Below are 24,254 nucleotides of genomic sequence, written 5' to 3'. Positions count from 1 at the left end.
CCATGTCCGTACAGACGTTCCGCGTGGTGGACGCGGGGGCCATCACGCCCAACACCCGGCGCGGCGGCGAGCTGCGCACCCTGCTCGCCCCCTCCACGGTCGCGGCCACCTCGGGCTTCATGGGGACGGCCCTGATCCGGCCGGGCGACTGGATCGCCGAGCACTACCACCCGTACTCCGAGGAGTTCCTCTACGTCGTCTCCGGCGAGGCCGTCGCCGAACTCGACGGTGTGCCGCACCGGATCGGGCCGGACCAGGCCCTGATGATCCCCGTCGACGTGCGCCACCGCGTGCGCAACGCCGGCGGCGAGGACCTGCGCATCGTCTTCCACCTCTCCCCGCTGGCCCCGCGCCCGGACCTGGGGCACGTGGACACCGAACAGCGGGAGCAGCGGTGATGGCCTCCCCGGCCCGGCCCGTCGCCGTCACCGGCACCGGGGTGGTCGCCCCCGGTGCCACGGGCCGGGCCGCCTTCCGCGAGCTGCTGGCCGCCGGGCGCACGGCCACCCGGGCCATCACCCTCTTCGACGCCTCCGGCTTCCGCTCCCGCATCGCGGCCGAGTGCGACTTCGACCCGCAGGGCGCGGGCCTGTCGGTCCGCGAGGCCGGACGCATGGACCGGTACGTGCAGTTCGCCGTGGCCGCCGTGCGCGAGGCGGTGGCGGACGCCGGGCTCGACACCGCCGCCGGGGACCCCTGGCGCACGGGGGTGTCGATGGGCAGCGCCGTCGGCGGCACCACCCGCCTGGAGGCCGACTACGTCGTCGCCTCCGACCGCGGCCGGGACTGGGCCGTCGACCACCGCTACGTCTCGCCGTTCCTCTACCGCGTCTTCTCCCCCGGCCCGCTCGCGGGCGAGATCGCCGAACTCCTCGGCGCGCGGGGCGTGGTGCACACCGTCTCCACCGGCTGCACCTCCGGGCTGGACTCGATCGGCTACGCCTTCCAGTGCATCCGGGAGGGCCGCGCCGACGTGATGGTGGCCGGGGCGGCGGACTCCCCCATCTCCCCGATCACCGTCTCCTGCTTCGACGCCATCCGGGCCACCTCCGCCCGCAACGACGCGCCGGAGAGCGCCTCGCGGCCCTTCGACCGCGAGCGCGACGGCTTCGTCCTCGGCGAGGGGGCCGCCGCGCTGGTCCTGGAGGACCTGGAGCACGCCCGCCGCCGCGGCGCCCAAGTGCACTGCCTGATCGGCGGGTTCGCCACCCGCAGCAACGCCTACCACATGACCGGGCTCACCCGGGAGGGCCTGGAGATGGCCGAGGCGATCGAGCACGCCCTGGCCCAGGCCCGCCGCCGCCCCGAGGAGGTCGACTACGTCAATGCCCACGGCTCGGGAACCCAGCAGAACGACCGGCACGAGACGGCGGCCTTCAAGCGCTCCCTGGGCGCACACGCCCACCGCGTACCGGTCAGCTCCCTCAAGTCCATGGTCGGCCACTCCCTGGGCGCGATCGGCGCCATCGAACTGGCCGCCTGTGTGCTGGCGATGGACGAGGGACTGGTCCCGCCGACGGCCAACCTGGAGCACCCGGACCCCGAGTGCGACCTGGACTACGTCCCGGTGACCGCCCGTTCGCAGCGGCTGGACACCGTGCTGTCCGTCGGCAGCGGCTTCGGCGGCTTCCAGTCGGCCGTGGTCCTCGACCGTCCCGGCCGTTCCGGCCGTGCCGAACGGAAGGTGCTGCAGCCGTCATGACCGGCACGACACGACGACCGGTGATCACGGGGATGGGTGCGCTCGCGCCCACGGGCATCGGCGCCGACGCGGTCGGCACGGCGGCCCGCGAGGGCCTGTCCGGCATCCGGCCGATCACCCGCTACCCGGCCGAGGGCACCCCGCTGTCGCTCGCCGGCGAGATCCCGGACTTCGACCCGCTGCAGCACCTGGAGGGCCCGGTCGTCGCCCAGACCGACCGGTTCACCCAACTCGCGCTCACCGCCTCCGACATGGCCCTCAAGGACGCCGGGCTGACCCCGGCGGAGCTCGCGCCCTACTCCTTCGGCGTGGTGACCGCCAGCTGCGCCGGCGGCGTGGAGTTCGGGCAGAAGGAGATCGAGCGGCTGTGGAGCCGGGGCCCCTCGCACGTCGGCCCGTACCAGTCGATCGCCTGGTTCTACGCGGCCAGCACCGGCCAGATATCCATCCGGCACGGCCTCAAGGGCCCCAGCTCGGTACTGGTCACGGACGAGGCCGGCGGCCTCGACGCGCTCGGCTGCGCCGGGCGGGAGATCGCCCGGGGGACGACGGCCATGCTGGCGGGCGGTGCCGAGGCGCCGCTGTCCCCGTTCTCGATGGCCTGCCAGTTCGGCCACGGCCTGCTCAGCACCGCCCGGGATCCCGAACGGGCGTACCTGCCGTTCACCCGCGCGGCGGCCGGCTTCGTGCCGGCCGAGGGCGGCGCCATGCTCGTCGTCGAGGAGGAGCAGGCCGCCCGGGCGCGGGGGGCCGTGCCGCGCGCGGCGGTGCTGGGCCACGGCACGGCGTTCGCCGGCATGCTGCGCTTCGACCGCTCGGCCGAGGCCCTCGCGGCGGCCGCCCGCACGGCCCTGGCGGAGGCCGGGCTGCCGCCCTCCGCCGTCGACGTGGTCTTTGCCGACGCGCTCGGCGTGCCGGAGGCCGACGCGGCGGAAGTCCGGGCCCTGCGGCTGCTGTTCGGAGCGCGCCGCGCGGAGCAGGTGCCGGTCACCGCGCCCAAGACCGGTACCGGACGCGCCTATTCGGGGGCCGGCGCCCTGGACGCGACGCTCGCCGTGCTGTGCCTGGAGCAGGGCCTCGTACCGCCCGCCCCGCACCTGGACGGCGCGGAGCCCGCACTGCCGCTGAACCTCGTCACCGGGCGGGCCCGCCCGCTGCGGCCGCACACCGCGCTGCTGCTGGCCCGCGGGCTGTCGGGCAGCTGCTCGGCCCTGGTGCTGCAGCGCGCCGGGGACGGGACCTGACCACCAACAGGAGGAAATCATGGGGGACATCATGGAGGAGACCACGGGGGCGGCAACGCCCTCGACACCGGACCGGCTCACCTACGAACAGCTCGCCGTGATCGTCCGCGCGTGCACCGGGGTACAGCTCGACGCCGCGGGACTGCACGATCCGGAGCTGGAGCTCAAGGCGCTCGGCGTCGACTCGCTCGGACTGCTCGGCGTCGTCGCGGAACTGGAGCGGCGCTACCCGGTGCTGCTCGGCCCGGAGGCCGAGCAGGCCGCATCGCCGCGCGCCCTGTACGACCTGGTCAACACACAGCTCGCGAGGGGAGACCGGCCATGACCGCCCGCACCGAGAACGAGATCGTCATCCGCGCCCCTTTCGACCTCGTCTGGGAGCGCACCAACGACGTGGAGCACTGGCCCGAGCTGTTCAGCGAATACAGCACGGCGGAGATCCTCGAGCGCGAGGGCGACCGGGTCCGCTTCCGGCTGACCATGCACCCGGACGGGGACGGCAAGGTCTGGAGCTGGGTCTCGGAGCGCCGCGCGGACCGGGCGGCCAGGACCGTGACCGCCCGGCGCGTGGAGACCGGGCCCTTCGCCCACATGTACATCCGCTGGACCTACGAGGAGGTGCCCGGCGGCACCCGGATGCGCTGGGTGCAGGACTTCGCCATGAAGCCGGAGGCCCCGGTGGACGACGCGTGGATGCAGGGGAACATCGACCGCAACAGCAAGGTGCAGATGGCCCTCATCCGCGACCGGATCGAGGCACTCGGTCCGGCTGGTCCCGCGGGTCGATGAGCGAGGCGGAGATCGCCTTGTTCACCGCGTCCAGCCGGGAGGTCGCGCCGAGCTTGCCGAAGATGTTCCGCAGGTGGTGCTTGACGGTGCCCTCGGTGATGGACAGCCTGCTGGCCGCCTGACCGTTGGTCATGCCCTGGGCCACCAGGGTCATGACCTCCCGCTCCCGGGCCGACAGCAGCCCCGCAGGCGCGGAGACCGCGTGCACCTGCGCCATGCTGGCCCGGGAGACGGACAGGACGATCCGCTCGTCGTCCGCGAGGACCGAGCGCACGGCGGCGAGCAGGTCCTGCCGGCCCACCGACTTCAGCAGATAGCCGCGCACCCCGCAGGCGAGCAACTCCTGCACGGTGCGCGGCTCGTCGTACACGCTCACCATGATCACGCGGGTGGCGGGGGCCACGTCCAGGATGCGGCGGACGGTCTCCACCGCACCGCTGTCCGGCAGGCCGACGTCCAGCAGCGCCACGTCCGGCTGCGTCTCCCCGGCGACCCGCACCGCGTCCGCGTGGGAGCCCGCCTCGCCGACGACGACGAACTCCTCCTCGGCCTCCAGGATCTCCCGCAGCCCCTCGCGGAAGAGCGTGTGGTCGTCCACGACGACGATCCTGGTGAGCGTGCCCGCGCAGGCCCCGGTCACGCGAGGCCCCTGCGCCGTGCGGGCAGCAGGAACTCCACCGAGGCCCCGCGCCCGGGGAATCCGGTGACGCAGACCGTGCCGCCGAGCCGCTCGATCCGCTCCCGCATGCACACCAGCCCCACGCTCTCGGGCGTGGCCGCCGGGTCGAAGCCGATCCCGTCGTCCTTGACCACGGCCCGCGTCTGGTGCGGCTCGATGTCCACGTGCACCGTGACCGTGCGCGCCCGGGAGTGCGCGAAGGCGTTGCGCAGGGCCTCGCGCAGCGCCAGGTACAGCTCGTCCAGCGCGTCCGCGGGCATCCAGGACTCGTGCCCGGAGACCGCGATCTCGATCGCCGTGCCGGGCGTGCGGATGCCTTCCGTGCAGGCCTGCAGGGCACAGGCGAGGCTGTCGGTGCCGCCGTAGGCCCGCAGCTCCGAGGCGAGTTCGCGCACCTGGTCCAGCGCCTCGTGCAGGGCCTGGTGGGCGACGCGCATCTTGTGCCCGGCCGCGGCGTTGCCCTGGTACTGGTAGAGCTCGCACAGCTCCAGGTTCTGCTTGGCGACGCTGACCGAGTAGCCGACGCGGTCGTGCAGGTCGCGCGAGACGCTGCGCCGGTCGTCCAGGCAGGCCTGGGCCGTCTCCTGCAGCAGGGCCCTGGCCTTGGACTCCAGGGCCGCCTTGAAGCGGGCCATGATGCTGTGGTGCAGCGAGACGGCGCCCTCGGCGATCATCCGGGAGCTGCCGGGACAACTGCCGTCCACGGCACGCGTCACGGCCTCGATGACGACGTCGAAGAGCGTGATGATCGCCCGGTGGGCGTCGTTCGGATTCCATGCCGGCGGATAGTCCGGGACCGCGCCGTGGGCCGGCCCCACGCTGCGCTCACCCAGAAAGCTGCCCTCGCTCAGGAGGGCCAGCAGGACGTCGTCCAGGACTGCGCGGGCCTGCCCGACGCAGAAGCGCCGGACGCCCGGGTCGTCGGCGCCGACGCCGATGGCACTGAGGCGCTGTTCGTAACCGGCCACGATGCTGTCGGACTGCACTGCGAGGAGGCGGGCGAGTGCCGGACCCCCGGGCACTTCCTCGGCCACAACTCCGTCCAACTCAGGTCCCCCAACGTGAGTCGTGTTGTTCCCCGTTGCGGCCCGGCGGCGGAATCTCCCGGACCGCCCCTGCCCGGGGGAGGCCGGACCTCCCGTCAGCCTAGCCGTGCCGGGACTGAGCCGGTAAGTCCTCAACGCGCCATTGGTGCCGACCGGTTCCCCGGCATGCGCCGAAAGTGCCATGTCCCCTCCCCCGTGCGACAGTCCCGGGCCGCTCTTCCGGCGGGGCGGGATCTGCCGTTGGGGACGATGGCGTTGAGCTGCGGCGGTGCGCGGGATAGCGTCGTGCGCGGAGGTACGGGGGATGCGGTCGGCCGGTCAGTTCGCGGAGGCCTTCTTGAGGAGCTCGCCGAGGAGCAGCTTCTCCTTCTCCGTGAGCAGCTCCAGGCCCGGCGCGTCGTCCATGATGCGCACCACCTTCCCGCGCAGCCTGCGGCCGGCCGCGGTGAGGATGAGCATCTTCACCCGCCGGTCCGCCGGATCCACCTGCCGCTTCATGAGCTTCTGCTCCTCGAGGCGGTCCACCAAGCCCGTCACATAGGAGGCGTCACAACGAAGTTTGACCGCCAGCTTCCGCACGGTCGGTGCGGATTCGACGAAGTACAGCACCTTCGCCTGGGGAACCGTCAGCCCCAGGACGGCGGCCTGGTCCGCCAGCCGTTCCTGGTGTGACTGCGCAAAGTTCAGGAGGGTGCTGAGAAGGAGGTTGTCCTCGCGCGGGAGCGTGCCCGCCGAAGGCAGTTGCCGGGTGGTCATGGTCGGTCACCTCTGCCCTGATACGTCACTGACCCCTGTCCTCATACAGGATCGAGTCAATCATGGCAGAGGTCAGTGGTCTTCCGACAGAAGGGGTCGGTTCCGGGCCCTCTCCCCGCGGCGCTCCCCACGATCGAGCAGGTCCAGCAGCGGCGCGGTCATGGCCGTGGCCGTGAGCGCGACCAGGACGAGCACGGTGAACAACGACGGTGTCAGCACGCCCAGTTCCAGCCCGATGCCGAGGATGACGAGCTCGGTCAGACCCCGGCAGTTCATCAGCACCCCGACCCGCAGGGCATCGCGCCCGCCGACGCCGCTCAGCACGGCCGCCAGAGAACTGCCGGCCAGCTTGCCGGCGAGGGCGACGGCCAGGGCGGCGCCGAACCACAGCCACATCGCGGAGTCGCCGCCCAGCAGACCGAGTTCGGTCTTCAGGCCCACCGAGGCGAAGAACGGCGGCAGCAGGACCGAGGTGGTGAACTCCTGCATCCGGCCCTGCACGGCGCGCAGTCCGGGGGCGTCCGCGGGGCACAGGGCGCCGAAGAGGAACGCCCCGAAGATCAGGTGCACGCCGATCCGGTCCGTCGCCACCCCGGACAGCAGCACCCCCACCAGGACGAGCGCCAGCAGGGATCCGTCGGGCAGCCACCGCGCAGGCCGCAGCAGCAGGTTGCGCAGCAGCGGCCGGACGAGCAGCACCATGGCGGCGCAGAAGGCGGCGGTCAGGGCGAGGGTGCGCGCGACGCCGGCCGGGGAGGCGTTGCGCAGCAGGGCGACCGCGACGGCCAGCAGCAGCCAGCACAGCAGGTCGGCACCGGCCGCCGCGAGCACCGCCGGCCGCCCCGCCCGGGTGTGCATCATGCCGCGCTCCATCAGGATGCTCGCCAGCACCGGGAACGCGGTGACGCTCATGGCGACGCCCAGGAAGAGCGCGAAGGGCAGGAACCCCACCCCGCCCGGCGCGAGGGTGCCGTACATGGCGCAGGCCAGTCCGACGCCCAGGCTGTAGGGCAGGGCGGTGCCGCAGAGGCCGATCACGGTGCCGGCCCGGCCGCCGCCGCTGCCGGGCGACGCGCCTGTCCCCCGCGGACCGCGCGCCGCACGCGACTCGCCCGCGAACTCCAGGCCGACGAGGAACATGAACAGCGCGAGGCCGATCTGGGCGAACGCGTCGACGTAGGGCAGCAGTCCGGCGGGGAACAGCGTCCGGTGGACCTGCGGCGCCACGGCCCCCAGGACCGAGGGGCCGAGCACGATGCCGGAGACCATCTCGCCGACGACGCGCGGCTGCCGCAGGAAGCGGGCGAACGCCCCGCCGACGGCCCGGGCCGCGGCGACGACCACGGCGAGGGCGAGCAGCAGCCGCCACGGCTCCGGTGCCTTCCCGGCACCGCCGCCGTGGCCGCCGCCCCGCGCACCGGGATGCGCGGGCCACTGGGCGCCGTGGCGCAGCAGCAGCCCCGCGAGGACGACCGGCCCGGCGCCCAGCAGCAGGACCAGCCCGAGGCGCGGGACCCGGCCCGGCCTCTGCGGCCCGCCCGTGCGAACGGGCTCCGGCGCCGTCCGGGACGGCGGCAGGGCGTTCACCTGCCGGGGTCGGCCTGCGGGGCGAGCACGACGCCGTGGCCGCGCTCCCATTGGTAGAACTGCCGGGCCGACGCACGCTCCGCGTTTCCCCAACTGCCCTCGAAAGGCTGGATGTAGGCGTCGAGTGCGGTGCTCAGGCGCTGGAACTCCGGGTTCCCGTGCGCCTTGTCGATGGCGGCGCCGACCGGGGCGGCCGACTCCACCAGGTGGATGTAGACGTCGTGGAAGGTGAAGAGCTTGCGGGTGTGCACCCCGATCTCCGCGGGCAGCCCGGTGGCGTCCGATGCGGCGAACAGCCGGGCGATCTCGCCCTCGCTGCCCGGGAGATGACGGGCGACGATCAGTGTGGTGTGCATGACGGGAGTCCCCCTCGGCGTCCCTCAACCGGTCATTGACCTACTCCATACTTGAGCAAGTCTATGAATTCTCCGGGAGCGCACAACCCCCTCTTCCTGCCTACGACTTCAGACGGCGCGCGAGATACCCCGCCGTCACACTCCCTGCCACGGCGGCCACCTGCGCCGGAGTGCCGGTCGCGACCACGCGTCCGCCCTCCGTCCCGCCGCCCGGCCCCAGGTCGACGACCCGGTCGGCGCCCGCGACCACGCTCATGTCGTGCTCGACGACCACGACGCTGTTGCCCGCGTCGACGAGCCCGTGGAGCTGGCGCAGCAGCAGTTCGGTGTCGGCCGGATGCAGCCCGGTGGTCGGCTCGTCGAGCACGTACAGGGTGTGCCCCCGGTGGGCGCGCTGGAGTTCGGCGGCGAGCTTGATGCGCTGGGCCTCCCCGCCGGAGAGCTCGGTCGCCGGCTGGCCCAGCCGCAGGTACCCCAGTCCCACGTCCTGGAGCGTGCGCAGGCTGCGCAGCGCCGCGGGCACGTCCGCGAGGAACTCCGCGGCGGCGTCGACGGTCATGGCCAGCACGTCGGCGATGCTCCGGCCCCGGTACGTCACCTCCAGCGTCTCCGGGTTGTAGCGGGCGCCCTCGCAGGCGGTGCACGGGGCGTAGGCGCCGGGCAGGAAGAGCAGTTCGACGGCGACGAACCCCTCGCCCTGGCAGACCTCGCAGCGCCCCGCCTGCACGTTGAAGGAGAAGCGGCCGGCGGTGTAGCCGCGGGAACGGGCCTCGTCCGTCGCCGCGAACACCTTGCGCACCGCGTCGAACAGGCCGGTGTAGGTGGCCAGGTTGGAGCGCGGGGTGCGGCCGATGGGCTTCTGGTCGACGCGGACGAGACGGTGCACGGCCTCCAGGCCCTCGGCCGCGAAGGGGAGTTCCTCCCGCTCCAGGTGCGCGGCGACGGTCCCGGCGAGCGCCTCGCCGACGAGCGTCGACTTGCCGGAGCCGGAGACGCCGGTGACGGCCGTGAACACACCGAGCGGGACGTCCACGTCCACGCCGCGGAGGTTGTGCCGGGTCACGCCGCGCAGCCGCAGCACGCCGGAGGGCTCGCGGGGCGTGCGGGACGGCACACGGCTCTCCTCGGGACCGGGGAGGAGGAAGCGGCGGGTGGCCGACTCCGGCACGTCCGCGAGCCCGGCCAGCGGGCCGCTGTAGAGCACCTGCCCGCCGTGCTCCCCGGCCCGCGGCCCGACGTCGACGATCCAGTCCGCGCGCCGCACCACGTCCATGTGGTGCTCCACGACGAACAGCGAGTTGCCCGCGCCCTTGAGCCGGTCCAGCACCGTCAACAGGGCCTCGCCGTCGGCCGGATGCAGCCCGGCGGAGGGCTCGTCCAGGACGTAGACGACGCCGAAGAGCCCCGAGCGCAGCTGGGTCGCGAGCCGGAGCCGCTGCAGTTCGCCGGCCGAGAGGGTCGGCGTGGGGCGGTCGATGCCGAGGTAGCCGAGGCCGAGTTCGGTGAGCACCTCGATACGGGCCACCAGGTCGCGCGAGAGGGTGGCGGCGACGCCGTCGCCGTCGGTCTCCTTCCGCAGCAGGTCCGCGAGCGCGGACAGCGGCAGTGCGGCGAGCCGGGCGATGTCCTGCCCGGCGAACGTCACCGCCAGCGCCTCGGGCCGCAGCCGCCGTCCGCCGCACTCCGCACAGGGCCGGTGCACCAGGTGCCGCTCGGCACGGGCCCGCAGGGAGGCGCTCCTGGAGTCGGCGTAGGTGTGCAGCACGTAGCGGCGGGCGCTCATGTACGTGCCCTGGTACGGGCGCTGGATGCGCTCCGCGTCCCGCACCGGATGGACGGTGACGACCGGCTGCTCGTCGGTGAACAGGATCCAGTCCCGGTCGGCCTGCGGGAGCTCGCGCCAGGGCCGGTCGACGTCGTACCCGAGGGCGGCGAGGATGTCGCGGAGGTTCTTGCCCTGCCACGCGCCCGGCCAGGCGGAGACGGCCCCGTCGCGGACGGACAGCGACGGGTCCGGGACGAGCGACTCCTCGGTGACCTCGTGCACCCGCCCGAGCCCATGACAGGCCGGGCAGGCCCCGGCGGCCGTGTTGGGCGAGAAGGCGTCGGAGTCGAGCCGCGCGGCGCCCTCCGGGTAGTGCCCGGCACGGGAGAAGAGCATCCGGAGGGAGTTGGACAGCGTGGTGACCGTCCCGACCGAGGACCGGGAGGTCGGCGCCGAGCGGCGCTGCTCCAGCGCGACGGCGGGCGGCAGCCCGGTGATCTCCTCCACCTTGGGCACGCCGATCTGGTGGATCAGGCGGCGGGCGTACGGCGCCACGGACTCGAAGTAGCGCCGCTGGGCCTCGGCATAGAGGGTGCCGAAGGCGAGGGAGGACTTGCCGGACCCGGAGACGCCGGTGAAGACGACGAGGGCATCGCGGGGGATGTCGACGTCGACCCCCTTGAGGTTGTGCTCACGGGCGCCGCGGACGCGGACGGATCCGGACGGGTCCGGGGTGATCATGGGCGCTGTTCTCCGGGATGGTCGGCGCGGGGCACGATCCATTTTGCCCCAGCCCCGCCCGCCTCTCCCGTACCAGCCACCCCACGACCACCAGCGCCGCAGCCACCCCGTACGCCACCGTCCCCAGCAGATCCGGATCCCCCACGGCCCGCCCGCCCACGTACTTGGCGACCCCCGCGACCGCCACCCCCAGCCACTCCCACCGTCCGTCCAGCGCCACCAGCACCACGAGCAGCAGCGCGTACCAGGAGTACCCGGGCGTCAGCAGCAGGAACGCCGTCCCCGTCACCACCAGCGCCCCCCGCCACGGCCGCTCGGGGTCCCCGCGCCACAGCACCCACCCCGCCGTCACGGCCAGCACGGCGAGTGCGGCGGGCAGCGCCCAGGCGCCGGGCAGGACCAGCCGCAGCAGGGCGTACCGGTTGCGCGCCGACGCGTCGTCGTAACCCTCCTCCTCGGTGTAGCCGCCGAGGTAACCGAAGACCGAGGAGTGCGAGGCCAGCACGTACGGCAGGTAGCCGAGCCCCACGACCGCGGCCGCGGACAGCAGGACCTGCGCCCCTCGTCGGGGATCGCGCAGCGCCCCGCTCAGCGCACCCGGCAACGTCACCGCGGGCAGCAGCTTCGTGGCGATCCCGCCGCCGAGCAGCGCACCGCCGGCGACCGACCGCCGGGTGAGGACGGCGAAGCCGGCGGCCGTCAACAGGGCTGCCAGCACGTCGACATGGGCGTTGTTCACGGCCTCGACGGGCACCGCCGGGCACCACGCCCAGTACGCGGCCCACCGCTCCCGCCCGTCGCCGCGCCGCCGCAGCGCGTACAGCAGCAGTCCCGACGTCCCGACGGCCAGCAGCGCCCCGCCGATCTGCAGCGGCTTGTGCCGCGCACCGGGCGGCGAGAGTTCGTGCACGAGAAGGAAGTAGCCCTCGGCGACGGGCGGGTAAATGGTGTGCACGGACGGGCGGTTGATGCGCGTGCAGGCGACCGCCTCCTGGCCGCCGTCCGCCGGGATGCGCGCGCGTCCCGGCCCGGCGCACTCCGCCCCCTCGGGGAAGAGCCAGCGGTCGCGCAGCGGCCGGAGCGCGGGGTCGGCCGGGGCGTGGTCGTACGGCGAGATCCCGGCGGCCTGCACCCGGCCGTCCCAGGCGTAGCGGTACGAGTCCGTGCTCGTGCGGGGCTCGGCCAGCAGCCCGGTGACCGCCACCGCGACCGCTCCCGTCAGCACCAGGGGTGCCACACACCGCGCGGGCACCCGGCGCAACGCCCAGGCCGCCGCGGCGAACAGCGCCCAGGCCGCCGCGTACCAGCCGGTGAGCGCGGCGGGGTCGGTGTCGTAGGCGTCGCTGCGGATCGCCGCCGCGAGGACGGCGGCGAGGGCGGCGAGGAGGGAGACGGTGACGAGGGAGGCGCGGTTGATCACGCCGTTCAGCCTGGCACCGGAGGGGTGCCCGGCGGGGCCGCGCGGCCCGGCCGTCCGCGTTTCGTAAGGTGTTCACCTGCCCTTACAGCCCCCGGAACGCGGTCTGATGGAGGGCATGAAAATCCCCCGGCCCCCGCTCCCCGTCTTCTCCGGGCGGCTGCACGACGCCCGCACGGCCACGTCGATCGGACGCTGGCTGGGAGCGACGATCGCCGTCTGCTTCGTCACGGGCCTCATCAGCCACTACGAGCAGCACCCGCCCGCCTGGCTGCTGAACTCCCTTCCCAGCCGCCCGGTGTGGGGCTACCGCGTGAGCCAGGGCCTGCACGTGGCAAGCGGAACAGCAGCGATTCCGCTGCTGCTCGCGAAGCTCTGGACGGTGTATCCCCGCCTCTTCGTGTGGCCCCCGGTGCGCTCGGTGCGGCACGCACTGGAGCGGCTGTCGGTGGCGGTCCTGGTCGCGGCGGCGCTGCTGGAGCTGTTCACGGGGCTGCTCAACGCGGCCCAGTGGTATCCGTGGCCGTTCTCGTTCGTCCCGGTGCACTTCGCGCTGGCCTGGGTGCTGACCGGGGCCCTGCTGCTGCACCTCGCCGTCAAGGCGCCGGAGATCCGCGCCCATTGGCGCCGCCGCTCCCCCGGCACGCTGTCGCTGCCCGCCGAGGACGCCGTCGACCGGCGCGCGCTGCTGACGGCGCTCGGCGTGTCGGTGGGGGCGGTGACGGTGACGACCGTCGGCCAGTCCGTCACACCCCTGTCCCGGCTGGACCTGCTGGCGCCACGGCACCCGGACCACGGCCCGCAGGGCCTGCCGGTCAACCGGACGGCCGTGCTGGCGGGCGTGGATGCGCGGACCGTACAGGGCTGGCGGCTGCGGGTCGACGGCCCGCGCCCGTACGAATTGACCCTGGACGGGCTGCGTGAACTCCCCCAGCAGGACGTCGTGTTGCCCATCGCATGCGTGGAGGGCTGGAGCAAGTCGGCGCACTGGACGGGCGTGCGGATACGGGACCTGCTGGACCGCGCGGGTGCACCGCCGGGAGCGCTGGTCCGTGTGACGTCGCTGGAGCGGCACGGGGCGTACCGCGTGATGGTGATGCCGCACACGTACGCCCGCGACCCGCTCACGCTCCTCGCCCTGCGGCTGAACGGCGAGGAACTCTCCTTCGACCACGGCTACCCGGCCCGCATCATCGCGCCGAACCGGCCGGGGGTGCTGCAGACCAAGTGGGTTGCACGGCTGGAGGTGTTGTGATGCGGGTGGCCTTCGGTTTCGCCGGGGTGGCGCTGATGGGCGTGGGGGTGTGGTCGCTGCTGTACGGGGCCGCGCCGCAGGATCCGTGGCCGGTGGTGCGGTGGCTGGCCGGGGCGGTGGTCGTGCACGACGGGATCGTCGTACCACTGACACTGGCGGTGGGGTGGGCGGTGGCCCGGCTGCCCGGACGGAGGGTCGTGCGGGGCACTCTTCTGGTGATGGCCTGCCTGACGGCGGTGGCGTATCCGGTGCTCTTCCGGCCCGGACCGCGGCAGAACGCGTCGGTTCTGCCGCTGGACTACGGGCGCAACTGGGGTGTGGTGATCGCGGTGACCGTGGCGGCAGGGGTGGGGGTGGGATGTCTGCGGTGGTGGCGTGGACGTCTGCGGAGGTGATGCGGCGGGGGGGGCCCGGCAGTTGCGCTGCCGGGCCCCGCCCGCCCCGGCTCATCAGCCGGCGCTCTTCGGCCGGGAGCTTCCGGGGACCGCTTCGGGCGTTGAGCGCTCAGCACTCAGCACTCAGCGGGAAGTGCAGTCCGGCGGCTGCGGGCCGTCCGTGGCTGGTCGGGGCGCTTGACGAGCGGCGCGTCCCGCGAGAGCTCCCGGAAGCCGAGGCCGTAGTAGAGCCCGCGCGCCGCGGGGTGCCCCGGTGCGCCCAGGCAGGCGACCGTTGCGTGAGTGGCCCCGGCCGCCCGTGCCCGCTGCATCCCGTGCAGCAGCATCGCCCTTGCCAGCCCGCGGCGCCGGTGGTCCGGATGCGTCCCGACCGGCTCGAACTCGACGGTCCTGTTCGCTTCGTCGAGCCACATGATCGTCGAGGACGCCATCGTCCCGTCCGGCGCCTCCACCAGGATGTGCAGGTCGCCGCGGTAGGCCGCCGTACGCCGGACGCCCTCGTAGCTCTCGGCCGTGTACGCCGAGGGGGCCCAGGCGTCCAGATGGGCCCGGACCGCGGCCTCCGGTCCGGCCTCGTCGGCGGTGCGGAACCGGAATCCGTCCGGCAGCACCGGCTGCTCCACGTCGGTGAGGGTCCGCTCGTTGAGCCGGGTCCAGTCGCCGGCGTCGCCGAGCGAGGCACGGTCGGTCCCGTAGCCGTGTGCCGCCCATCGCTTCAGGGCGAACACGTCGGCGGCACTCGGCCGCACCGTGCGTTCGAGACCGGCCGCCACAGCCTCGTACCAATCGATCACTTCGTCGACCAGCCCGGCGTGGCCGGGATGCACCTGGTACGTCAGCGAGGCGCCGGTCACCTCCTTCACCGACCCGTCATTGCGCCTCACCCGGCACGGAAGGCGGGCCCAGGCCCACGCCACCGGATCACCGCCGGAGAACCACAGCCGACGCGGCCAGGTTGCGCCGCGGGCGGCGTGCCCATGGCCCCAGACCCAGGCCAGTTCCCCGTACGACGCGTCGGCGCCGACCAGGTCCGGACGGATGGCGGTGACGCCCTGCGCCAGGCCCTGCATGATCGGCACGTCCTCGGCGGTCAGGAGCTCGAAGTCCGTCATGGTGCGCCACTGTGCCCGGACTCCGCGAAGCCGTCGAACCGTTTTCCGGGGCCGCCGGGCGCAGCGGCCGAAGCGGCCCGGTCAGCCGGGATCCGGCACCGGATCCGTCCCGAACACCCACGGCGCCAGCACGACGAGCCACCCGTCCGGATCCTCGAACAGCACCGCCCCGCGCTCGGGCCAGTACGGATTGGCCGCCGCCACGGGCCGGTGCCCCCGCTCCTCCATGCGCCGCACGACGACGTCGCGCGCCTCGGCCCCCTCGAGGTACAGCACCAACTGGTTCTCGGGGTGCGGCTCGGGGATCCGCGGCGGTGCCCCGTGCTGCGTGATCTCCATCTGCACGGGCGCGCCGGGGAGCCCGAACACGACACCGTCGTAGCCGGAGTGACCACGCCAGTCGGCGAGCACGGGGAGGCCGAGGTCGTCGCGGTAGAAGGAGAGGACGTCGTCGTACTCGGCGGTCGGCCGCGCGAACCGCACGGCGCCGACGGCGAGATGGGCGGGCCAGGTGGTGGTCATGGGGGCAGCGTGTCATGCGTGGGGGCGGGGTTCGTCGGGCGGGCGTACGAGGGGGCCCTGGGCCATTGGTCCTAGGCAGGTCGGTAGTACTGGACCAGGCAGAACTCATGCTCTTCGGGATCGGCCATCACTACGACCACGCCCTCGTCGTAGTCGTGCCGTTCGCCGGTGAACCGGCCGCCGAGGGAGACGACTTGGGCGATGCCCTGGTCGATGTCGTCCACTGCGATGTCGAGGTGCAGACGCACCTTCCCGCGCTTCGGCCCGGTCACGGGCTGGAATATGAGACGCGGCTGCGGGTCGCCGGTATCGCCGAGGTAGACCCAGCCGGGCTGGGACGGCCCCTGCGGGCGGTCCAGCAGCACGCTCCAGAAGCCCGCCACCCGTTCCACGTCGACGCAGTCGACCGTCACTCCGACCCAGCGGTTCGCCATGCGGCCAGCACTCCCTATGTCCGGCTATGTCCGGCCGGAGAATTGATCACCGTCACAAGCGCCCCGTAATCTGGCCGGATGCAGCTCATCGGAGAAATATCCGCAGACCGCCCCCTGATCGTGCTCGCGGTGCAGGAAGAGGCCGCCCACCTCGACGGTACGCTTCCCGTGTTGCTGACCGGGATGGGCAAGGTCAACGCGGCCACTGCCCTGGCGACCGTGCTCACCCGCGGGCCGAAGCCGTCCGTGATCGTCAACCTGGGCACGGCCGGTGCCCTGACGGCGGGCTGGGCCGGCAGCACCCAGGAGATGGCCGTCGTCGTCCAGCACGACCTGGACACCGATCTGCTGCACACGCTGACCGGCGACACCTTCGGCGGCCCGATCAAGCTCGCCGGTTCCGGTACCGGCCCCACCCTGGCCACCGGCGACACCTTCGTCTCCGAGTCGGCGGCCCGCGAGCGGCTCGCCGCACATGCCGACCTCGTCGACATGGAGGGGTACGCGCTGGCCTCCGTGGCCCAGCAGGCCGGGGTGCCCATCCGGCTGATCAAGCACGTCAGCGACGAGGCCGACGAGGGTGCCGCGCGCAGCTGGCGCGAGTCCGTCGACGACTGCGCGCGGGTGCTGGCCGAATGGGCCCGGAACAACCTCTCTTGATCTGTCAGGCGGTGGTGACCGGCTCCTGCAGCTCGGTCACCCACCCGGCCCGGTCCTCCGGCACCTCCAGGTAGAGCTCCCTGGCGAAGCCGGCGGACCGGTGACCGTTGGCGTCGATCCACCGGGCCAGGGTCTGGACGGTGGGCATGACGTCGTCCATGGAGCCGCGGTGGACGACGGTCGCCGCGCTGTCGATCGCGGGGAGATCGACGAGCCCGAGTCCGAGGCCGTCGCCGACCGCGGTCACGCTCGTGGCGACCGGCATGGCGGCGTGCACGAGGATCGCGTCGCCGCCGCCGTCCGCGTCCGGCGCGCTCTCGTAGTAGGCGATCCCCGGCCCCACCGGGGTCACCCCCGCTGCAGCCAGCCGCCGGCACAACTCCTCGAAGAGCGGCCCGACCACCGGGCCGATCTGCTCGGGCTCGTACCCGGCGGCGACACCGCTCAACTCGGCCACGCGGACGGCCGGTATGCGCTTGACGACGACATCGTCGGTGCTCATGCGTCCCTCACTCTCGATCGTCCGGAGCCTCGCCTCGACCTGCGCCAGCCGCGCCGCCGAAGCGGCCGCGGCCGCTTCGAGCTCGGCCCGCCGCAGCCGCAGCATGCCGCGCAGCTGCTCGGTGCTCACCTGCTCGTCCAGGATCACCTGCACCTGCTGGAGCGTGAATCCGAGCTCCTTCAGGGCGATGACCCGGTTGAGCCGGGCGAGCTGGCCGGCCTCGTAGAAGCGGTAGCCGCTGGCGGGGTCGACCTCGGCCGGGCGCAGCAGCCCGATGGCGTCGTAGTGCCGCAGCATGCGGACGGACACGCGTCCGTGCCGGGCGAAGTCTCCGATACCGAACATGGTGTCTCCGAGTCGAGGGCCTCACACGATGTCAGGGTCAAGGGGAGACTTCCAGGGATTGCTATTTGCCGGTGCTCTGGTGGAGCCACGGCGAGGAGGTGGCCCAGAAGATGATGTCGGCCCCGAGGTAGTCGTCGGCGAAGTCGACGAACTCCTGCCGTGTGTAGGGCTTCCCCGTGACGGGATTGGTGTACTCGAAGTCGGGTTCCTGAACGGCCATCGCCACGAGGCCGAGCTGCCCCCGGTACTGGTTCAGGTACCGGTACGCATTGTTCATGTGTGGCTTGTTGTACGGGAGCAGGTCCGGTCCGCCGACCCCCACGCCGTGCTTCTTGGCGAACTCGAACGACCGCTTCATGTAGCCGTTCTCGTCGCCCCACCCGCACGGCCAGAAGTTGATGTACTGCACCACGGTGCTGGTCTTGAACACCTTCTTGGCGTAGGCCGCGTTCTCCAGCTCCGCGTTGAAGTACGTGTCACAGGTGAAGTGGGTCTTGTCGTTCTTCGTGTCGATGGAGACCGAACTCTCCGGCAGATTGACGCCGGCGACCTTGCCGTCGAATCGCTGCGCCAGCGCCTTCAGCAAGTGCTGGAACCGGTTCTGGACGTTCTTGTTCCACTGCGCCGCGACCGAACCGGGCGGACCCGGGACAGGCCCGTCCTCGTTGAGCTGCGGGGCGACCCCGCCCGCGTACTTCGGATCGTTGAGCAGGTACTGGGGAACGCGCGCCGGGGGCGCGAAGAAGCGGTCCTGGAGCTGGATGAACACCTTCTTGTGCTGCGACTCGACCTCGCGCACCACCCGGTCGACGGCCGAGAAGTCGTAGTGGTTCTTCTCCTTCTCCAACATCCCCCACGGGACGACCACTTGCACGCCCTCGATGTCGGACCGGCCCAGCAGCGGCTTGGCGTTCTCGTCGAACTCCCCGATGGACGTGTACAAGTAATTGGCCGCACGAGCGTGCGTCGGGGCCGGGTCCGCCACGGCGGGACCGGATGCGGCGGCCCCGAAGCCCGTCAGTGCGGCGGCGACCAGCGCGAGTCGTCTGCGGTTGTCCTTCGAGACGAGACACCCCCGTGAAGACCCCCTGTTCATCGCGGACCGTGGCGTGAGCTCCGCCGGAAGTCCGGTCGACGGCGGCTGATCAGAACAATTCATATCCGGCCTGGGCATGCGGCCAAGATGGCAGGGTGAGGTAAGAGAAGCGTGAGAGGCCGTCACTCGAGGCCGGGTGGGCGGCTTTTTACCCGGGGCATGGCATTCCTCGGTGAACATTTCCTGCTCAAGAAGCAGGTCCGGCGTGCAACGCGACCTGGTGACCGACAGCCGTTACCGACCTTTTCCGGGTTCGCGCCAGAACGGCGAGGCGGTCGGTGGTGCACGGGGTGGGGTTGGCCAGGCTCCGCTTGCAATACACCCATATCCCCTCCACCGCGTTCGCGTGAGGATCAGGCCCGCACCGGAAGCGGTGATCGGTGACGTTGCGTGCCGGCCGGATACCTGTTGGCAATGGGGCCGGTCGACTCCCCCCTCACGGCCCAATGGCCCCTCCCGTCGGCAGTGCCCGGGCGAAAGCATGGAGTTACTGGCAAGGCAGGGGGTGAGCGAGGATGTTGCAGCTGACGGCAACGAGGGGCACGGAGATACTCCGGCGGGCCCGGAGGATGAGCGACAACGCTCGCCATCAATATGCCGACGCGCAGCGGATGCGCGAGGATCTCGCGATGATGCTGGCCAAGGCCCGCCTGGCGGCTTCCGGCACGTCTTGCGAACCCACCAGGCCGCAAGCAGGGCTGAGCGCCCGGCGGAGGCGGCCGTCCGGCCTGGACCGGTGAAGGGTGGAGCACGCCACCCCCACCAGCCCCGCAGGCAGTATCGGCATGACCTGCTGCCCGGGCGCCGACACCGGCACCTGGCAGACTGCCCCCATCGGGCTTGTTCGTGGTGAAGACACGCAGGGTCAAACCCGCCCCAATGCCACGAACTCCCTTCCCTCCGCGCCCCATTGCTCCGCCACCGCCCACCCCGCCTCCCGCGCGTGCCGCAGCAGCGCCGGCGCGCCGACCCGGGCCCACGGGAACGAGGAGCCCAGGCGTCCCCGGCCGTCGTCCACCCGGACCTCCACCCGTTCGTCCACGTCCGCCGGCACCGCCTCCACGAGCAACACGCCCGCCGGTGACACGACTTCAGCGACCCGTGCCAGCAGGGCCGCCGGGTCCCCGCCGATCCCGACGTTGCCGTCGACGAGGAGGGCCGTCCCCCAACGGCCCTCCCCCGGGAGCCGGTCGAAGACCGAGCGGCACAGGGCCGCTCCCCCGGTGCGGCGGGTGCGGGTGACGGCGGCGGGGCTGACGTCCACGCCCAGGGCCGGGTGGCCCAGGGCGGCCAGGGCCGTGACGAGGCGGCCGGGGCCGCAGCCGATGTCGATGACCGTGCCGTGGCAGCGGGCGAGGACGGTCATGTCCGCCGGGTCCGGCGCGGCGCACCAGCGTTCCACTTCCAGCGGGAGCAGCCAGCCGTCCGGGCGGCGCAGGAACAGCGGGCCGCTGCCGGCCCGTACCGCGTCCGCGTACGGGTCCGCGCACCACGCCGTCATCGGGCGAGCCGGGCGGCCAGGGCCGCGAAGCGGCCGTGCGGGGCGGCGGCGGCCACTCGGGGCACGTCCGACGCCGTGTCGACGTCGCGGAGTTCGGGGAGTTCGCGGACGGCGAGCCCCGCCGCCTCCAGCCGGGCGCGCTGATGTGCGCCCGTCCGCGGCGTCGACATCGGTACGCCGCGCAGGAGTTCGGGGCGGGGGGCGGCCAGCCCCAGGGCCCAGAAGCCGCCGTCCGCCGCGGGGCCGATCCACGCGTCGCAGGCGTGCCAGGCGTCGGCCGTCAGTGCCGGGGCGAGCAACTCGGCCGTCACCTGCGGGGTGTCCATGCCGACGAGAACGGTCGGGCCCGCACACCGCGCGAAGGCGTCCGCAAGGCGCTCGTCCAGCCCGCCCGCACACTGCGGCACGACGTCGAAGCCCGCCGGAAGCCACGGTCCGGGGCGGCCGTCGAGGGCGAGCACGCGGCGGGCGGCGGGCATGGCGCGTACGGCGTCCAGGGTGTCCGCGAGGGCCGCTTCGGCCAGTGCCGCGGCCTCGTCGGGGGTGTACGGGGGCGTGAGGCGCGTCTTGACGCGGCCCGGGCGGGGTTCTTTGGCGATCACCAGGAGCGTCGTCACCGCAGCACCGCCCGCATGTCGCGCACCGCGCACCACGTGCCGCGCCAGGTGCCGGTCACCTTCGACCGGCCCGTGCGCGGCAGGTACGGCACGTCCGTCTCCATCACCCGCCAGCCCTCGGCGGCGGCGCGGACGACCATCTCCAGCGGGTAGCCGCTGCGCCGGTCGGTCAGGCCCAGGGCCAGCAGCGGCTCGCGCCGGGCGGCCCGCATCGGGCCGAGGTCGTGCACGGGCAGGCCCGTGCGGCCGCGGATCATGCGGGCGAGGGCGAGGTTGCCGAGGCGGGCGTGGAGGGGCCAGGCGCCACGGCCCTGCGGGCGGCGGCGGCCGAGGACGAGGTCGGCGGAGCCGTCGCGGACGGCCTCGACGAGCCCGGTGAGCAGGCCGGGGTCGAGCGAGGCGTCGCAGTCGCAGAAGCACACGACGTCCGCGGTGGCGGCCCGCAGCCCGGCGTGGCATGCGGCGCCGAAGCCGCGGCGCGGTTCGTGGACGACGGTGGCGCCGAGCGCGCGGGCGACGTCCGCGGAGCCGTCGGTCGAGCCGTTGTCGACGACGACGGCGCGCCAGCCGTCGGGGATGCGGGCCAGCACCCAGGGCAGGGCGGCGGCCTCGTCGAGGCAGGGGAGGACGACGTCCACGGGGGCCGTCACCTCGGAGGGTGTGGTCGAGTGGGTCACCCCTCTCACCTTACGAAGACAATTCCGGCAATTCGGATCCACGGTCCTTACAGAACAAGGACGTCACTCCTGGTGAGAGCTCTCCGCACGGCATCGCGGGCGCGACAGTGCGAGGCTTGCGGCATGCAGCAGCACCCCCTGCCCCCGTCCCGCGTCCTCGTCGTCGACGACGACCCCACCGTCGCCGAGGTCGTCGCCGGATACCTCGACCGCGCCGGCTTCGCCGTCGACCGCGCCGCCGACGGACCCGCCGCCCTGCAACGGGCCGCGGCCGCCCCGCCCGCCCTCGTCGTGCTCGACCTGATGCTGCCCGGCATGGACGGGCTGGAGGTGTGCCGGCGACTGCGCGCCGACCACGGAACACTGCCGGTCGTCATGCTGACGGCACGCGGCGACGAGGACGACCGCATCCTCGGCCTGGAGGTCGGCGCCGACGACTACGTCACCAAGCCGTTCTCGCCCCGCGAGCTCGTCCTGCGCGTCGAGGCCGTGCTGCGCCGCGCGCGGGCCGCCGTCCCCGCGTCCGCTCCCCCGCTGCGCGCCGCCGGGCTGACGCTCGACCCGGTGGGCCGCCGTGCCACCCGTGACGGAGTCGAACTCGCCCTCACCCTGCGCGAGTTCGACCTGCTGGCGTTCCTGCTGCGGCACCCCGGACGGGCCTGCAGCCGCGAGGAACTGATGCGCGAGGTGTGGGGCTGGGAGTTCGGCGACCTGTCCACGGTGACCGTGCACGTACGACGACTGCGCGCCAAGGTCGAGGACGACCCCGCACAGCCGCAGCTGATCCGCACCGTGTGGGGCGTCGGATACCGCTTCGAGGGCGAAAAGGAGACCGGCTCGTGAAGGATGTCCTGCTGATCGCCCTGTACGCCTTCCTCGGCGCGGCGGCGGCCGGGCTGGTCGGGGCCGTCGCCCTGCGGGCACTGCGCCACCGGTCGGTGGCGGTGTCGCTGACCGTGGTCGCCACGGTGTCGGTGACAGCGATGCTCGCCGGGACGCTGGCCGTCGCGTGGGCCATGTTCCTGTCCTCGCACGACCTCACGGTGGTGACGACGGTGTGCGCGATGGCCGCCGTGGTATCGCTGGCGACGGCGCTGCTGCTCGGGCGCTGGGTGGTCGCCCGCAGCAACGCCCTGACGCAGGCGGCCCGTTCCTTCGGCGAGGGCGGCAGCTTCGCCGCGCCGGGCGGCAGCGCGACCGCCGAACTCGCCGCGCTCGGCCGCGCGTTGGCGGCCACGAGCGAGAAGCTGGCGCGGTCGCGGGAGCGCGAGCAGGCACTGGAGGCGTCCCGGCGCGAGCTCGTCGCGTGGATCTCGCACGACCTGCGGACGCCGCTGGCCGGGCTGCGGGCCATGTCCGAGGCGCTGGAGGACGGCATGGCCGAGGACCCCGAGCGCTACTTCCGCCAGATCCGCACCGAGGTGGACCGGCTCAACTCCATGGTCGGCGACCTCTTCGAACTGTCCCGCATCCATGCCGGGGCGCTGCCGCTGAGCATCGGGCGGATGTCGGTGTACGACCTGGTGGGCGACGCCCTGGCCGGGGTCGGGCCGCTGGCGCGGGAGCACGGGGTGCGGCTCGTGGGCGACGCGGTCGAGGCGCTTCCCGTCGAGGTCGACGGGAAGGAGATGACGCGGGTGCTGGGCAACCTCCTCGTCAACGCGATCCGCCGGACACCGGCCGACGGGACGGTGGCGGTGGCGGCGCAGCGCGAGGCGGACACGGTGGTGGTGTCCGTGACGGACGGGTGCGGGGGGATTCCGGAGGAGGACCTTCCGCGCGTCTTCGACACGGGGTGGCGGGGGACGGAGGCGCGGACGCCTCCGGCGGGGGCGGGACTTGGGCTCGCTATTGTGCGGGGGATTGTGGAGGCCCACGCGGGGCGCGCTGCGGTGCGGAACGTGCCGGGAGGCTGCTGTTTCGAGATCGTATTGCCGGCACCGGGGTGACCGGAGGTGGTTGCGGCCGGTGGGCACAACCAGGGGGCGCGCCCCGTAAGGGGCGCGGGGAACTGCGCGATCAGCCCCCACCGACCCGCACTCAACCCGCCAGCTCGGCCACCCCCTCCGCAAAGCCCACCCCCGGGCGCCAGCCCAGCTCGTCCCGCAACCGCCGCGACGTAGCCGTCACATGGCGGACGTCGCCCAGGCGGTACTCCCCCGTCACCACCGGCTCCGGGCCCCCGCACGTCGCCGCCAGGGCACCGGCCAGCTCCCCGATCGTGCGCGGGCTGTCGCTGCCGCAGTTGTACGCCCTCAGCCCGCCGCCGGGCGAATCCGCCGCCAGCGCGAGCGCATTGGCCTGCGCCACGTCCCGCACGTGCACGAAGTCCCGCCGCTGGCCGCCGTCCTCGAAGACCCTCGGCGCCTCGCCCCGTGCGAGTGCCGAGCGGAAGAGCGACGCCACGCCCGCGTAGGGCGTGTTGCGCGGCATTCCGGGCCCGTACACGTTGTGGTAGCGCAGCGCCACCGCGCTGCCGCCCGTCGCGCGGGCCCAGGACGCCGCCAGGTGTTCCTGGGCGACCTTGGTCGCCGCGTACACGTTGCGCGGGTCCAGCGGCGCGTCCTCGTCCACGAGGCCCGGGGCCAACTCCCGCCCGCAGCGCGGGCACGGCGGCTCGAAGCGGCCCGCCTCCAGGGCCCGGGGGTCCCGCGGGCCGGGGCGGACCGGGCCGTGGGCGGGGCACTCGTAGCGGCCCTCGCCGTAGACGACCATCGACCCGGCGAGCACCAGGGTCCGTACGCCCGCCGCGTGCATGCCGGCCAGCAGCACCGCCGTGCCGAGGTCGTTGCGGGCCACGTACGCGGGCGCGTCCGCGAAGTCCTTGCCGAGGCCGACCATCGCGGCCTGGTGGCACACGGCGTCGATGCCCTTCAAGGCCCGTGCCACGGCCCCGGGATCGCGGACGTCGTCCGTGGGCACGAGCCCGGTGTCCATGACGACGGGCTCGTGCCCACGGGCGGTGAGGGCACTGACGATGTGCGAGCCGATGAAGCCCGCGCCTCCGGTGACGAGTACACGCATGGCCCCGACGCTAGAGGCACTTCACCGGCCGC

The 24,254-nt window shown here is 73.3% G+C and carries 27 protein-coding genes; 11 read left to right on the top strand and 16 right to left on the bottom strand.

The annotated features are described in order from the left end of the window. Positions 1–2 precede the first annotated feature (2 nt). From ACLHRZ_RS05130 to ACLHRZ_RS05110, 5 genes are read left to right on the top strand one after another with little or no spacing between them, the layout of a single operon-like run. Positions 3–398 (top strand): cupin domain-containing protein, encoded by a 396-nt coding sequence (locus ACLHRZ_RS05130; RefSeq protein WP_490417031.1) that lies wholly within the window; start codon positions 3–5, stop codon positions 396–398. After that, positions 398–1,702, top strand: a complete 1,305-nt coding sequence (locus tag ACLHRZ_RS05125) for a beta-ketoacyl-[acyl-carrier-protein] synthase family protein (RefSeq protein WP_490417030.1) — start codon at positions 398–400, stop codon at positions 1,700–1,702. The genes ACLHRZ_RS05130 and ACLHRZ_RS05125 overlap by 1 nt, the downstream gene beginning before the upstream one ends. After that, complete coding sequence (locus ACLHRZ_RS05120; protein ID WP_490417029.1) at positions 1,699–2,946, top strand: beta-ketoacyl synthase N-terminal-like domain-containing protein; 1,248 nt, start codon at positions 1,699–1,701, stop codon at positions 2,944–2,946. The genes ACLHRZ_RS05125 and ACLHRZ_RS05120 overlap by 4 nt, the downstream gene beginning before the upstream one ends. A 19-nt stretch (positions 2,947–2,965) precedes the next feature. Further along, positions 2,966–3,271 (top strand): acyl carrier protein, encoded by a 306-nt coding sequence (locus ACLHRZ_RS05115; protein ID WP_490417028.1) that lies wholly within the window; start codon positions 2,966–2,968, stop codon positions 3,269–3,271. Beyond that, positions 3,268–3,735, top strand: coding sequence for an SRPBCC family protein (locus ACLHRZ_RS05110; RefSeq protein ID WP_490417027.1), 468 nt, complete (start codon positions 3,268–3,270; stop codon positions 3,733–3,735). The genes ACLHRZ_RS05115 and ACLHRZ_RS05110 overlap by 4 nt, the downstream gene beginning before the upstream one ends. On the opposite strand, the gene ACLHRZ_RS05105 is transcribed toward ACLHRZ_RS05110, so the two are convergent. The 7 genes from ACLHRZ_RS05105 to ACLHRZ_RS05075 form a co-directional block, all read right to left on the bottom strand. After that, on the bottom strand, positions 3,683–4,375 hold the full coding sequence (locus ACLHRZ_RS05105; RefSeq protein WP_490417026.1) for a response regulator: 693 nt from the start codon (positions 4,373–4,375) through the stop codon (positions 3,683–3,685). The two genes, ACLHRZ_RS05110 and ACLHRZ_RS05105, sit on opposite strands and share 53 nt — an antisense overlap. Continuing rightward, positions 4,372–5,460: a sensor histidine kinase gene (locus tag ACLHRZ_RS05100; RefSeq protein ID WP_490417025.1), complete on the bottom strand. Its 1,089-nt coding sequence runs from the start codon at positions 5,458–5,460 to the stop codon at positions 4,372–4,374. Before ACLHRZ_RS05100 ends, ACLHRZ_RS05105 begins: the two co-directional genes overlap by 4 nt. 318 nt (positions 5,461–5,778) lie before the next feature. Further along, positions 5,779–6,216: a MarR family winged helix-turn-helix transcriptional regulator gene (locus ACLHRZ_RS05095; protein WP_490417024.1), complete on the bottom strand. Its 438-nt coding sequence runs from the start codon at positions 6,214–6,216 to the stop codon at positions 5,779–5,781. Between the two features lie 72 nt (positions 6,217–6,288). After that, a complete protein-coding gene (locus tag ACLHRZ_RS05090) occupies positions 6,289–7,803 on the bottom strand; it encodes a cation:proton antiporter domain-containing protein (protein ID WP_490417023.1) in 1,515 nt (504 codons plus the stop codon). Next, a complete protein-coding gene (locus tag ACLHRZ_RS05085; protein ID WP_490417022.1) occupies positions 7,800–8,159 on the bottom strand; it encodes a TcmI family type II polyketide cyclase in 360 nt (119 codons plus the stop codon). The genes ACLHRZ_RS05090 and ACLHRZ_RS05085 overlap by 4 nt, the downstream gene beginning before the upstream one ends. A 100-nt stretch (positions 8,160–8,259) precedes the next feature. Further along, positions 8,260–10,665: an excinuclease ABC subunit UvrA gene (gene uvrA, locus ACLHRZ_RS05080; protein ID WP_490417021.1), complete on the bottom strand. Its 2,406-nt coding sequence runs from the start codon at positions 10,663–10,665 to the stop codon at positions 8,260–8,262. Beyond that, positions 10,616–12,094: a glycosyltransferase 87 family protein gene (locus ACLHRZ_RS05075; protein ID WP_490417215.1), complete on the bottom strand. Its 1,479-nt coding sequence runs from the start codon at positions 12,092–12,094 to the stop codon at positions 10,616–10,618. Before ACLHRZ_RS05075 ends, uvrA begins: the two co-directional genes overlap by 50 nt. A gap of 97 nt (positions 12,095–12,191) precedes the next feature. Here ACLHRZ_RS05075 and ACLHRZ_RS05070 point away from each other — a divergent pair, with 97 nt between their 5' ends. Together ACLHRZ_RS05070 and ACLHRZ_RS05065 are read left to right on the top strand one after the other, a co-directional pair. Then, positions 12,192–13,337, top strand: coding sequence for a molybdopterin-dependent oxidoreductase (locus ACLHRZ_RS05070; RefSeq protein ID WP_490417020.1), 1,146 nt, complete (start codon positions 12,192–12,194; stop codon positions 13,335–13,337). Continuing rightward, positions 13,337–13,732 carry a hypothetical protein gene (locus ACLHRZ_RS05065; protein WP_490417019.1) on the top strand — a complete coding sequence of 132 codons (396 nt, stop codon included), beginning with the start codon at positions 13,337–13,339 and terminating at the stop codon, positions 13,730–13,732. Before ACLHRZ_RS05070 ends, ACLHRZ_RS05065 begins: the two co-directional genes overlap by 1 nt. Before the next feature lie 116 nt (positions 13,733–13,848). Here the strand turns inward: ACLHRZ_RS05065 and ACLHRZ_RS05060 are convergent, their stop codons facing one another. The 3 genes from ACLHRZ_RS05060 to ACLHRZ_RS05050 form a co-directional block, all read right to left on the bottom strand. Further along, positions 13,849–14,844, bottom strand: coding sequence for a GNAT family N-acetyltransferase (locus ACLHRZ_RS05060; protein WP_490417018.1), 996 nt, complete (start codon positions 14,842–14,844; stop codon positions 13,849–13,851). Positions 14,845–14,925: 81 nt separating this feature from the next. Then, on the bottom strand, positions 14,926–15,366 hold the full coding sequence (locus ACLHRZ_RS05055) for a VOC family protein (RefSeq protein WP_490417017.1): 441 nt from the start codon (positions 15,364–15,366) through the stop codon (positions 14,926–14,928). Positions 15,367–15,437: 71 nt separating this feature from the next. Further along, a complete protein-coding gene (locus ACLHRZ_RS05050) occupies positions 15,438–15,800 on the bottom strand; it encodes a VOC family protein (RefSeq protein WP_490417016.1) in 363 nt (120 codons plus the stop codon). A 78-nt stretch (positions 15,801–15,878) separates the two neighbouring features. On the opposite strand from ACLHRZ_RS05050, the gene ACLHRZ_RS05045 reads away from it, so the two are divergent. Beyond that, positions 15,879–16,460 carry a nucleosidase gene (locus ACLHRZ_RS05045; RefSeq protein ID WP_490417015.1) on the top strand — a complete coding sequence of 194 codons (582 nt, stop codon included), beginning with the start codon at positions 15,879–15,881 and terminating at the stop codon, positions 16,458–16,460. 4 nt (positions 16,461–16,464) lie between these two features. Here ACLHRZ_RS05045 and ACLHRZ_RS05040 read toward each other — a convergent pair whose 3' ends face one another. Both ACLHRZ_RS05040 and ACLHRZ_RS05035 read right to left on the bottom strand, forming a co-directional pair. Continuing rightward, positions 16,465–17,307, bottom strand: a complete 843-nt coding sequence (locus ACLHRZ_RS05040) for a MerR family transcriptional regulator (protein ID WP_490417014.1) — start codon at positions 17,305–17,307, stop codon at positions 16,465–16,467. Positions 17,308–17,368: 61 nt separating this feature from the next. Beyond that, positions 17,369–18,403 (bottom strand): hypothetical protein, encoded by a 1,035-nt coding sequence (locus tag ACLHRZ_RS05035; RefSeq protein ID WP_490417013.1) that lies wholly within the window; start codon positions 18,401–18,403, stop codon positions 17,369–17,371. A gap of 569 nt (positions 18,404–18,972) precedes the next feature. On the opposite strand from ACLHRZ_RS05035, the gene ACLHRZ_RS05030 reads away from it, so the two are divergent. Then, positions 18,973–19,143 (top strand): hypothetical protein, encoded by a 171-nt coding sequence (locus tag ACLHRZ_RS05030; RefSeq protein WP_490417012.1) that lies wholly within the window; start codon positions 18,973–18,975, stop codon positions 19,141–19,143. 125 nt (positions 19,144–19,268) lie between these two features. Here the strand turns inward: ACLHRZ_RS05030 and ACLHRZ_RS05025 are convergent, their stop codons facing one another. Genes ACLHRZ_RS05025 through ACLHRZ_RS05015 form a run of 3 tightly spaced genes read right to left on the bottom strand, consistent with a single transcriptional unit; the run spans position 19,269 to position 21,207 of the window. Continuing rightward, on the bottom strand, positions 19,269–19,904 hold the full coding sequence (locus ACLHRZ_RS05025) for a class I SAM-dependent methyltransferase (RefSeq protein WP_490417011.1): 636 nt from the start codon (positions 19,902–19,904) through the stop codon (positions 19,269–19,271). Next, positions 19,901–20,521, bottom strand: a complete 621-nt coding sequence (locus ACLHRZ_RS05020) for a TIGR04282 family arsenosugar biosynthesis glycosyltransferase (RefSeq protein ID WP_490417010.1) — start codon at positions 20,519–20,521, stop codon at positions 19,901–19,903. Before ACLHRZ_RS05020 ends, ACLHRZ_RS05025 begins: the two co-directional genes overlap by 4 nt. Further along, positions 20,518–21,207 carry a glycosyltransferase family 2 protein gene (locus ACLHRZ_RS05015; RefSeq protein ID WP_490417009.1) on the bottom strand — a complete coding sequence of 230 codons (690 nt, stop codon included), beginning with the start codon at positions 21,205–21,207 and terminating at the stop codon, positions 20,518–20,520. The genes ACLHRZ_RS05020 and ACLHRZ_RS05015 overlap by 4 nt, the downstream gene beginning before the upstream one ends. Before the next feature lie 114 nt (positions 21,208–21,321). Here ACLHRZ_RS05015 and ACLHRZ_RS05010 point away from each other — a divergent pair, with 114 nt between their 5' ends. Together ACLHRZ_RS05010 and ACLHRZ_RS05005 are read left to right on the top strand one after the other, a co-directional pair. Further along, positions 21,322–22,041, top strand: coding sequence for a response regulator transcription factor (locus ACLHRZ_RS05010; protein WP_490417008.1), 720 nt, complete (start codon positions 21,322–21,324; stop codon positions 22,039–22,041). Beyond that, positions 22,038–23,147, top strand: coding sequence for a sensor histidine kinase (locus ACLHRZ_RS05005; RefSeq protein ID WP_490417007.1), 1,110 nt, complete (start codon positions 22,038–22,040; stop codon positions 23,145–23,147). The genes ACLHRZ_RS05010 and ACLHRZ_RS05005 overlap by 4 nt, the downstream gene beginning before the upstream one ends. A gap of 91 nt (positions 23,148–23,238) precedes the next feature. Here the strand turns inward: ACLHRZ_RS05005 and ACLHRZ_RS05000 are convergent, their stop codons facing one another. Next, the gene (locus tag ACLHRZ_RS05000) at positions 23,239–24,222 is read right to left on the bottom strand and encodes an NAD-dependent epimerase/dehydratase family protein (protein WP_490417006.1); all 984 of its coding nucleotides are present in this window, start codon (positions 24,220–24,222) and stop codon (positions 23,239–23,241) included. Positions 24,223–24,254: the final 32 nt, after the last annotated feature.

The sequence above is a fragment of the Streptomyces sp. AM25 genome (assembly GCF_058146165.1).
The sequence above is the reverse complement of the archived record's forward strand: the minus strand, read 5'-3'. Positions and strand labels throughout refer to the sequence as shown.

Coding starts and splice junctions, on each gene's coding strand:
- ACLHRZ_RS05095 (WP_490417024.1), bottom strand. CDS start 6,216: ATGACCACCCGGCAACTGCCTTCGGCGGGCACGCTCCCGCGCGAGGAC.
- ACLHRZ_RS05085 (WP_490417022.1), bottom strand. CDS start 8,159: ATGCACACCACACTGATCGTCGCCCGTCATCTCCCGGGCAGCGAGGGC.
- ACLHRZ_RS05045 (WP_490417015.1), top strand. CDS start 15,879: ATGCAGCTCATCGGAGAAATATCCGCAGACCGCCCCCTGATCGTGCTC.
- ACLHRZ_RS05060 (WP_490417018.1), bottom strand. CDS start 14,844: ATGACGGACTTCGAGCTCCTGACCGCCGAGGACGTGCCGATCATGCAG.
- uvrA (WP_490417021.1), bottom strand. CDS start 10,665: ATGATCACCCCGGACCCGTCCGGATCCGTCCGCGTCCGCGGCGCCCGT.
- ACLHRZ_RS05010 (WP_490417008.1), top strand. CDS start 21,322: ATGCAGCAGCACCCCCTGCCCCCGTCCCGCGTCCTCGTCGTCGACGAC.
- ACLHRZ_RS05115 (WP_490417028.1), top strand. CDS start 2,966: ATGGGGGACATCATGGAGGAGACCACGGGGGCGGCAACGCCCTCGACA.
- ACLHRZ_RS05055 (WP_490417017.1), bottom strand. CDS start 15,366: ATGACCACCACCTGGCCCGCCCATCTCGCCGTCGGCGCCGTGCGGTTC.
- ACLHRZ_RS05070 (WP_490417020.1), top strand. CDS start 12,192: ATGGAGGGCATGAAAATCCCCCGGCCCCCGCTCCCCGTCTTCTCCGGG.
- ACLHRZ_RS05120 (WP_490417029.1), top strand. CDS start 1,699: ATGACCGGCACGACACGACGACCGGTGATCACGGGGATGGGTGCGCTC.
- ACLHRZ_RS05065 (WP_490417019.1), top strand. CDS start 13,337: ATGCGGGTGGCCTTCGGTTTCGCCGGGGTGGCGCTGATGGGCGTGGGG.
- ACLHRZ_RS05040 (WP_490417014.1), bottom strand. CDS start 17,307: ATGTTCGGTATCGGAGACTTCGCCCGGCACGGACGCGTGTCCGTCCGC.
- ACLHRZ_RS05030 (WP_490417012.1), top strand. CDS start 18,973: ATGAGCGACAACGCTCGCCATCAATATGCCGACGCGCAGCGGATGCGC.
- ACLHRZ_RS05035 (WP_490417013.1), bottom strand. CDS start 18,403: ATGAACAGGGGGTCTTCACGGGGGTGTCTCGTCTCGAAGGACAACCGC.
- ACLHRZ_RS05125 (WP_490417030.1), top strand. CDS start 398: ATGGCCTCCCCGGCCCGGCCCGTCGCCGTCACCGGCACCGGGGTGGTC.
- ACLHRZ_RS05000 (WP_490417006.1), bottom strand. CDS start 24,222: ATGCGTGTACTCGTCACCGGAGGCGCGGGCTTCATCGGCTCGCACATC.
- ACLHRZ_RS05110 (WP_490417027.1), top strand. CDS start 3,268: ATGACCGCCCGCACCGAGAACGAGATCGTCATCCGCGCCCCTTTCGAC.
- ACLHRZ_RS05130 (WP_490417031.1), top strand. CDS start 3: ATGTCCGTACAGACGTTCCGCGTGGTGGACGCGGGGGCCATCACGCCC.
- ACLHRZ_RS05050 (WP_490417016.1), bottom strand. CDS start 15,800: ATGGCGAACCGCTGGGTCGGAGTGACGGTCGACTGCGTCGACGTGGAA.
- ACLHRZ_RS05025 (WP_490417011.1), bottom strand. CDS start 19,904: ATGACGGCGTGGTGCGCGGACCCGTACGCGGACGCGGTACGGGCCGGC.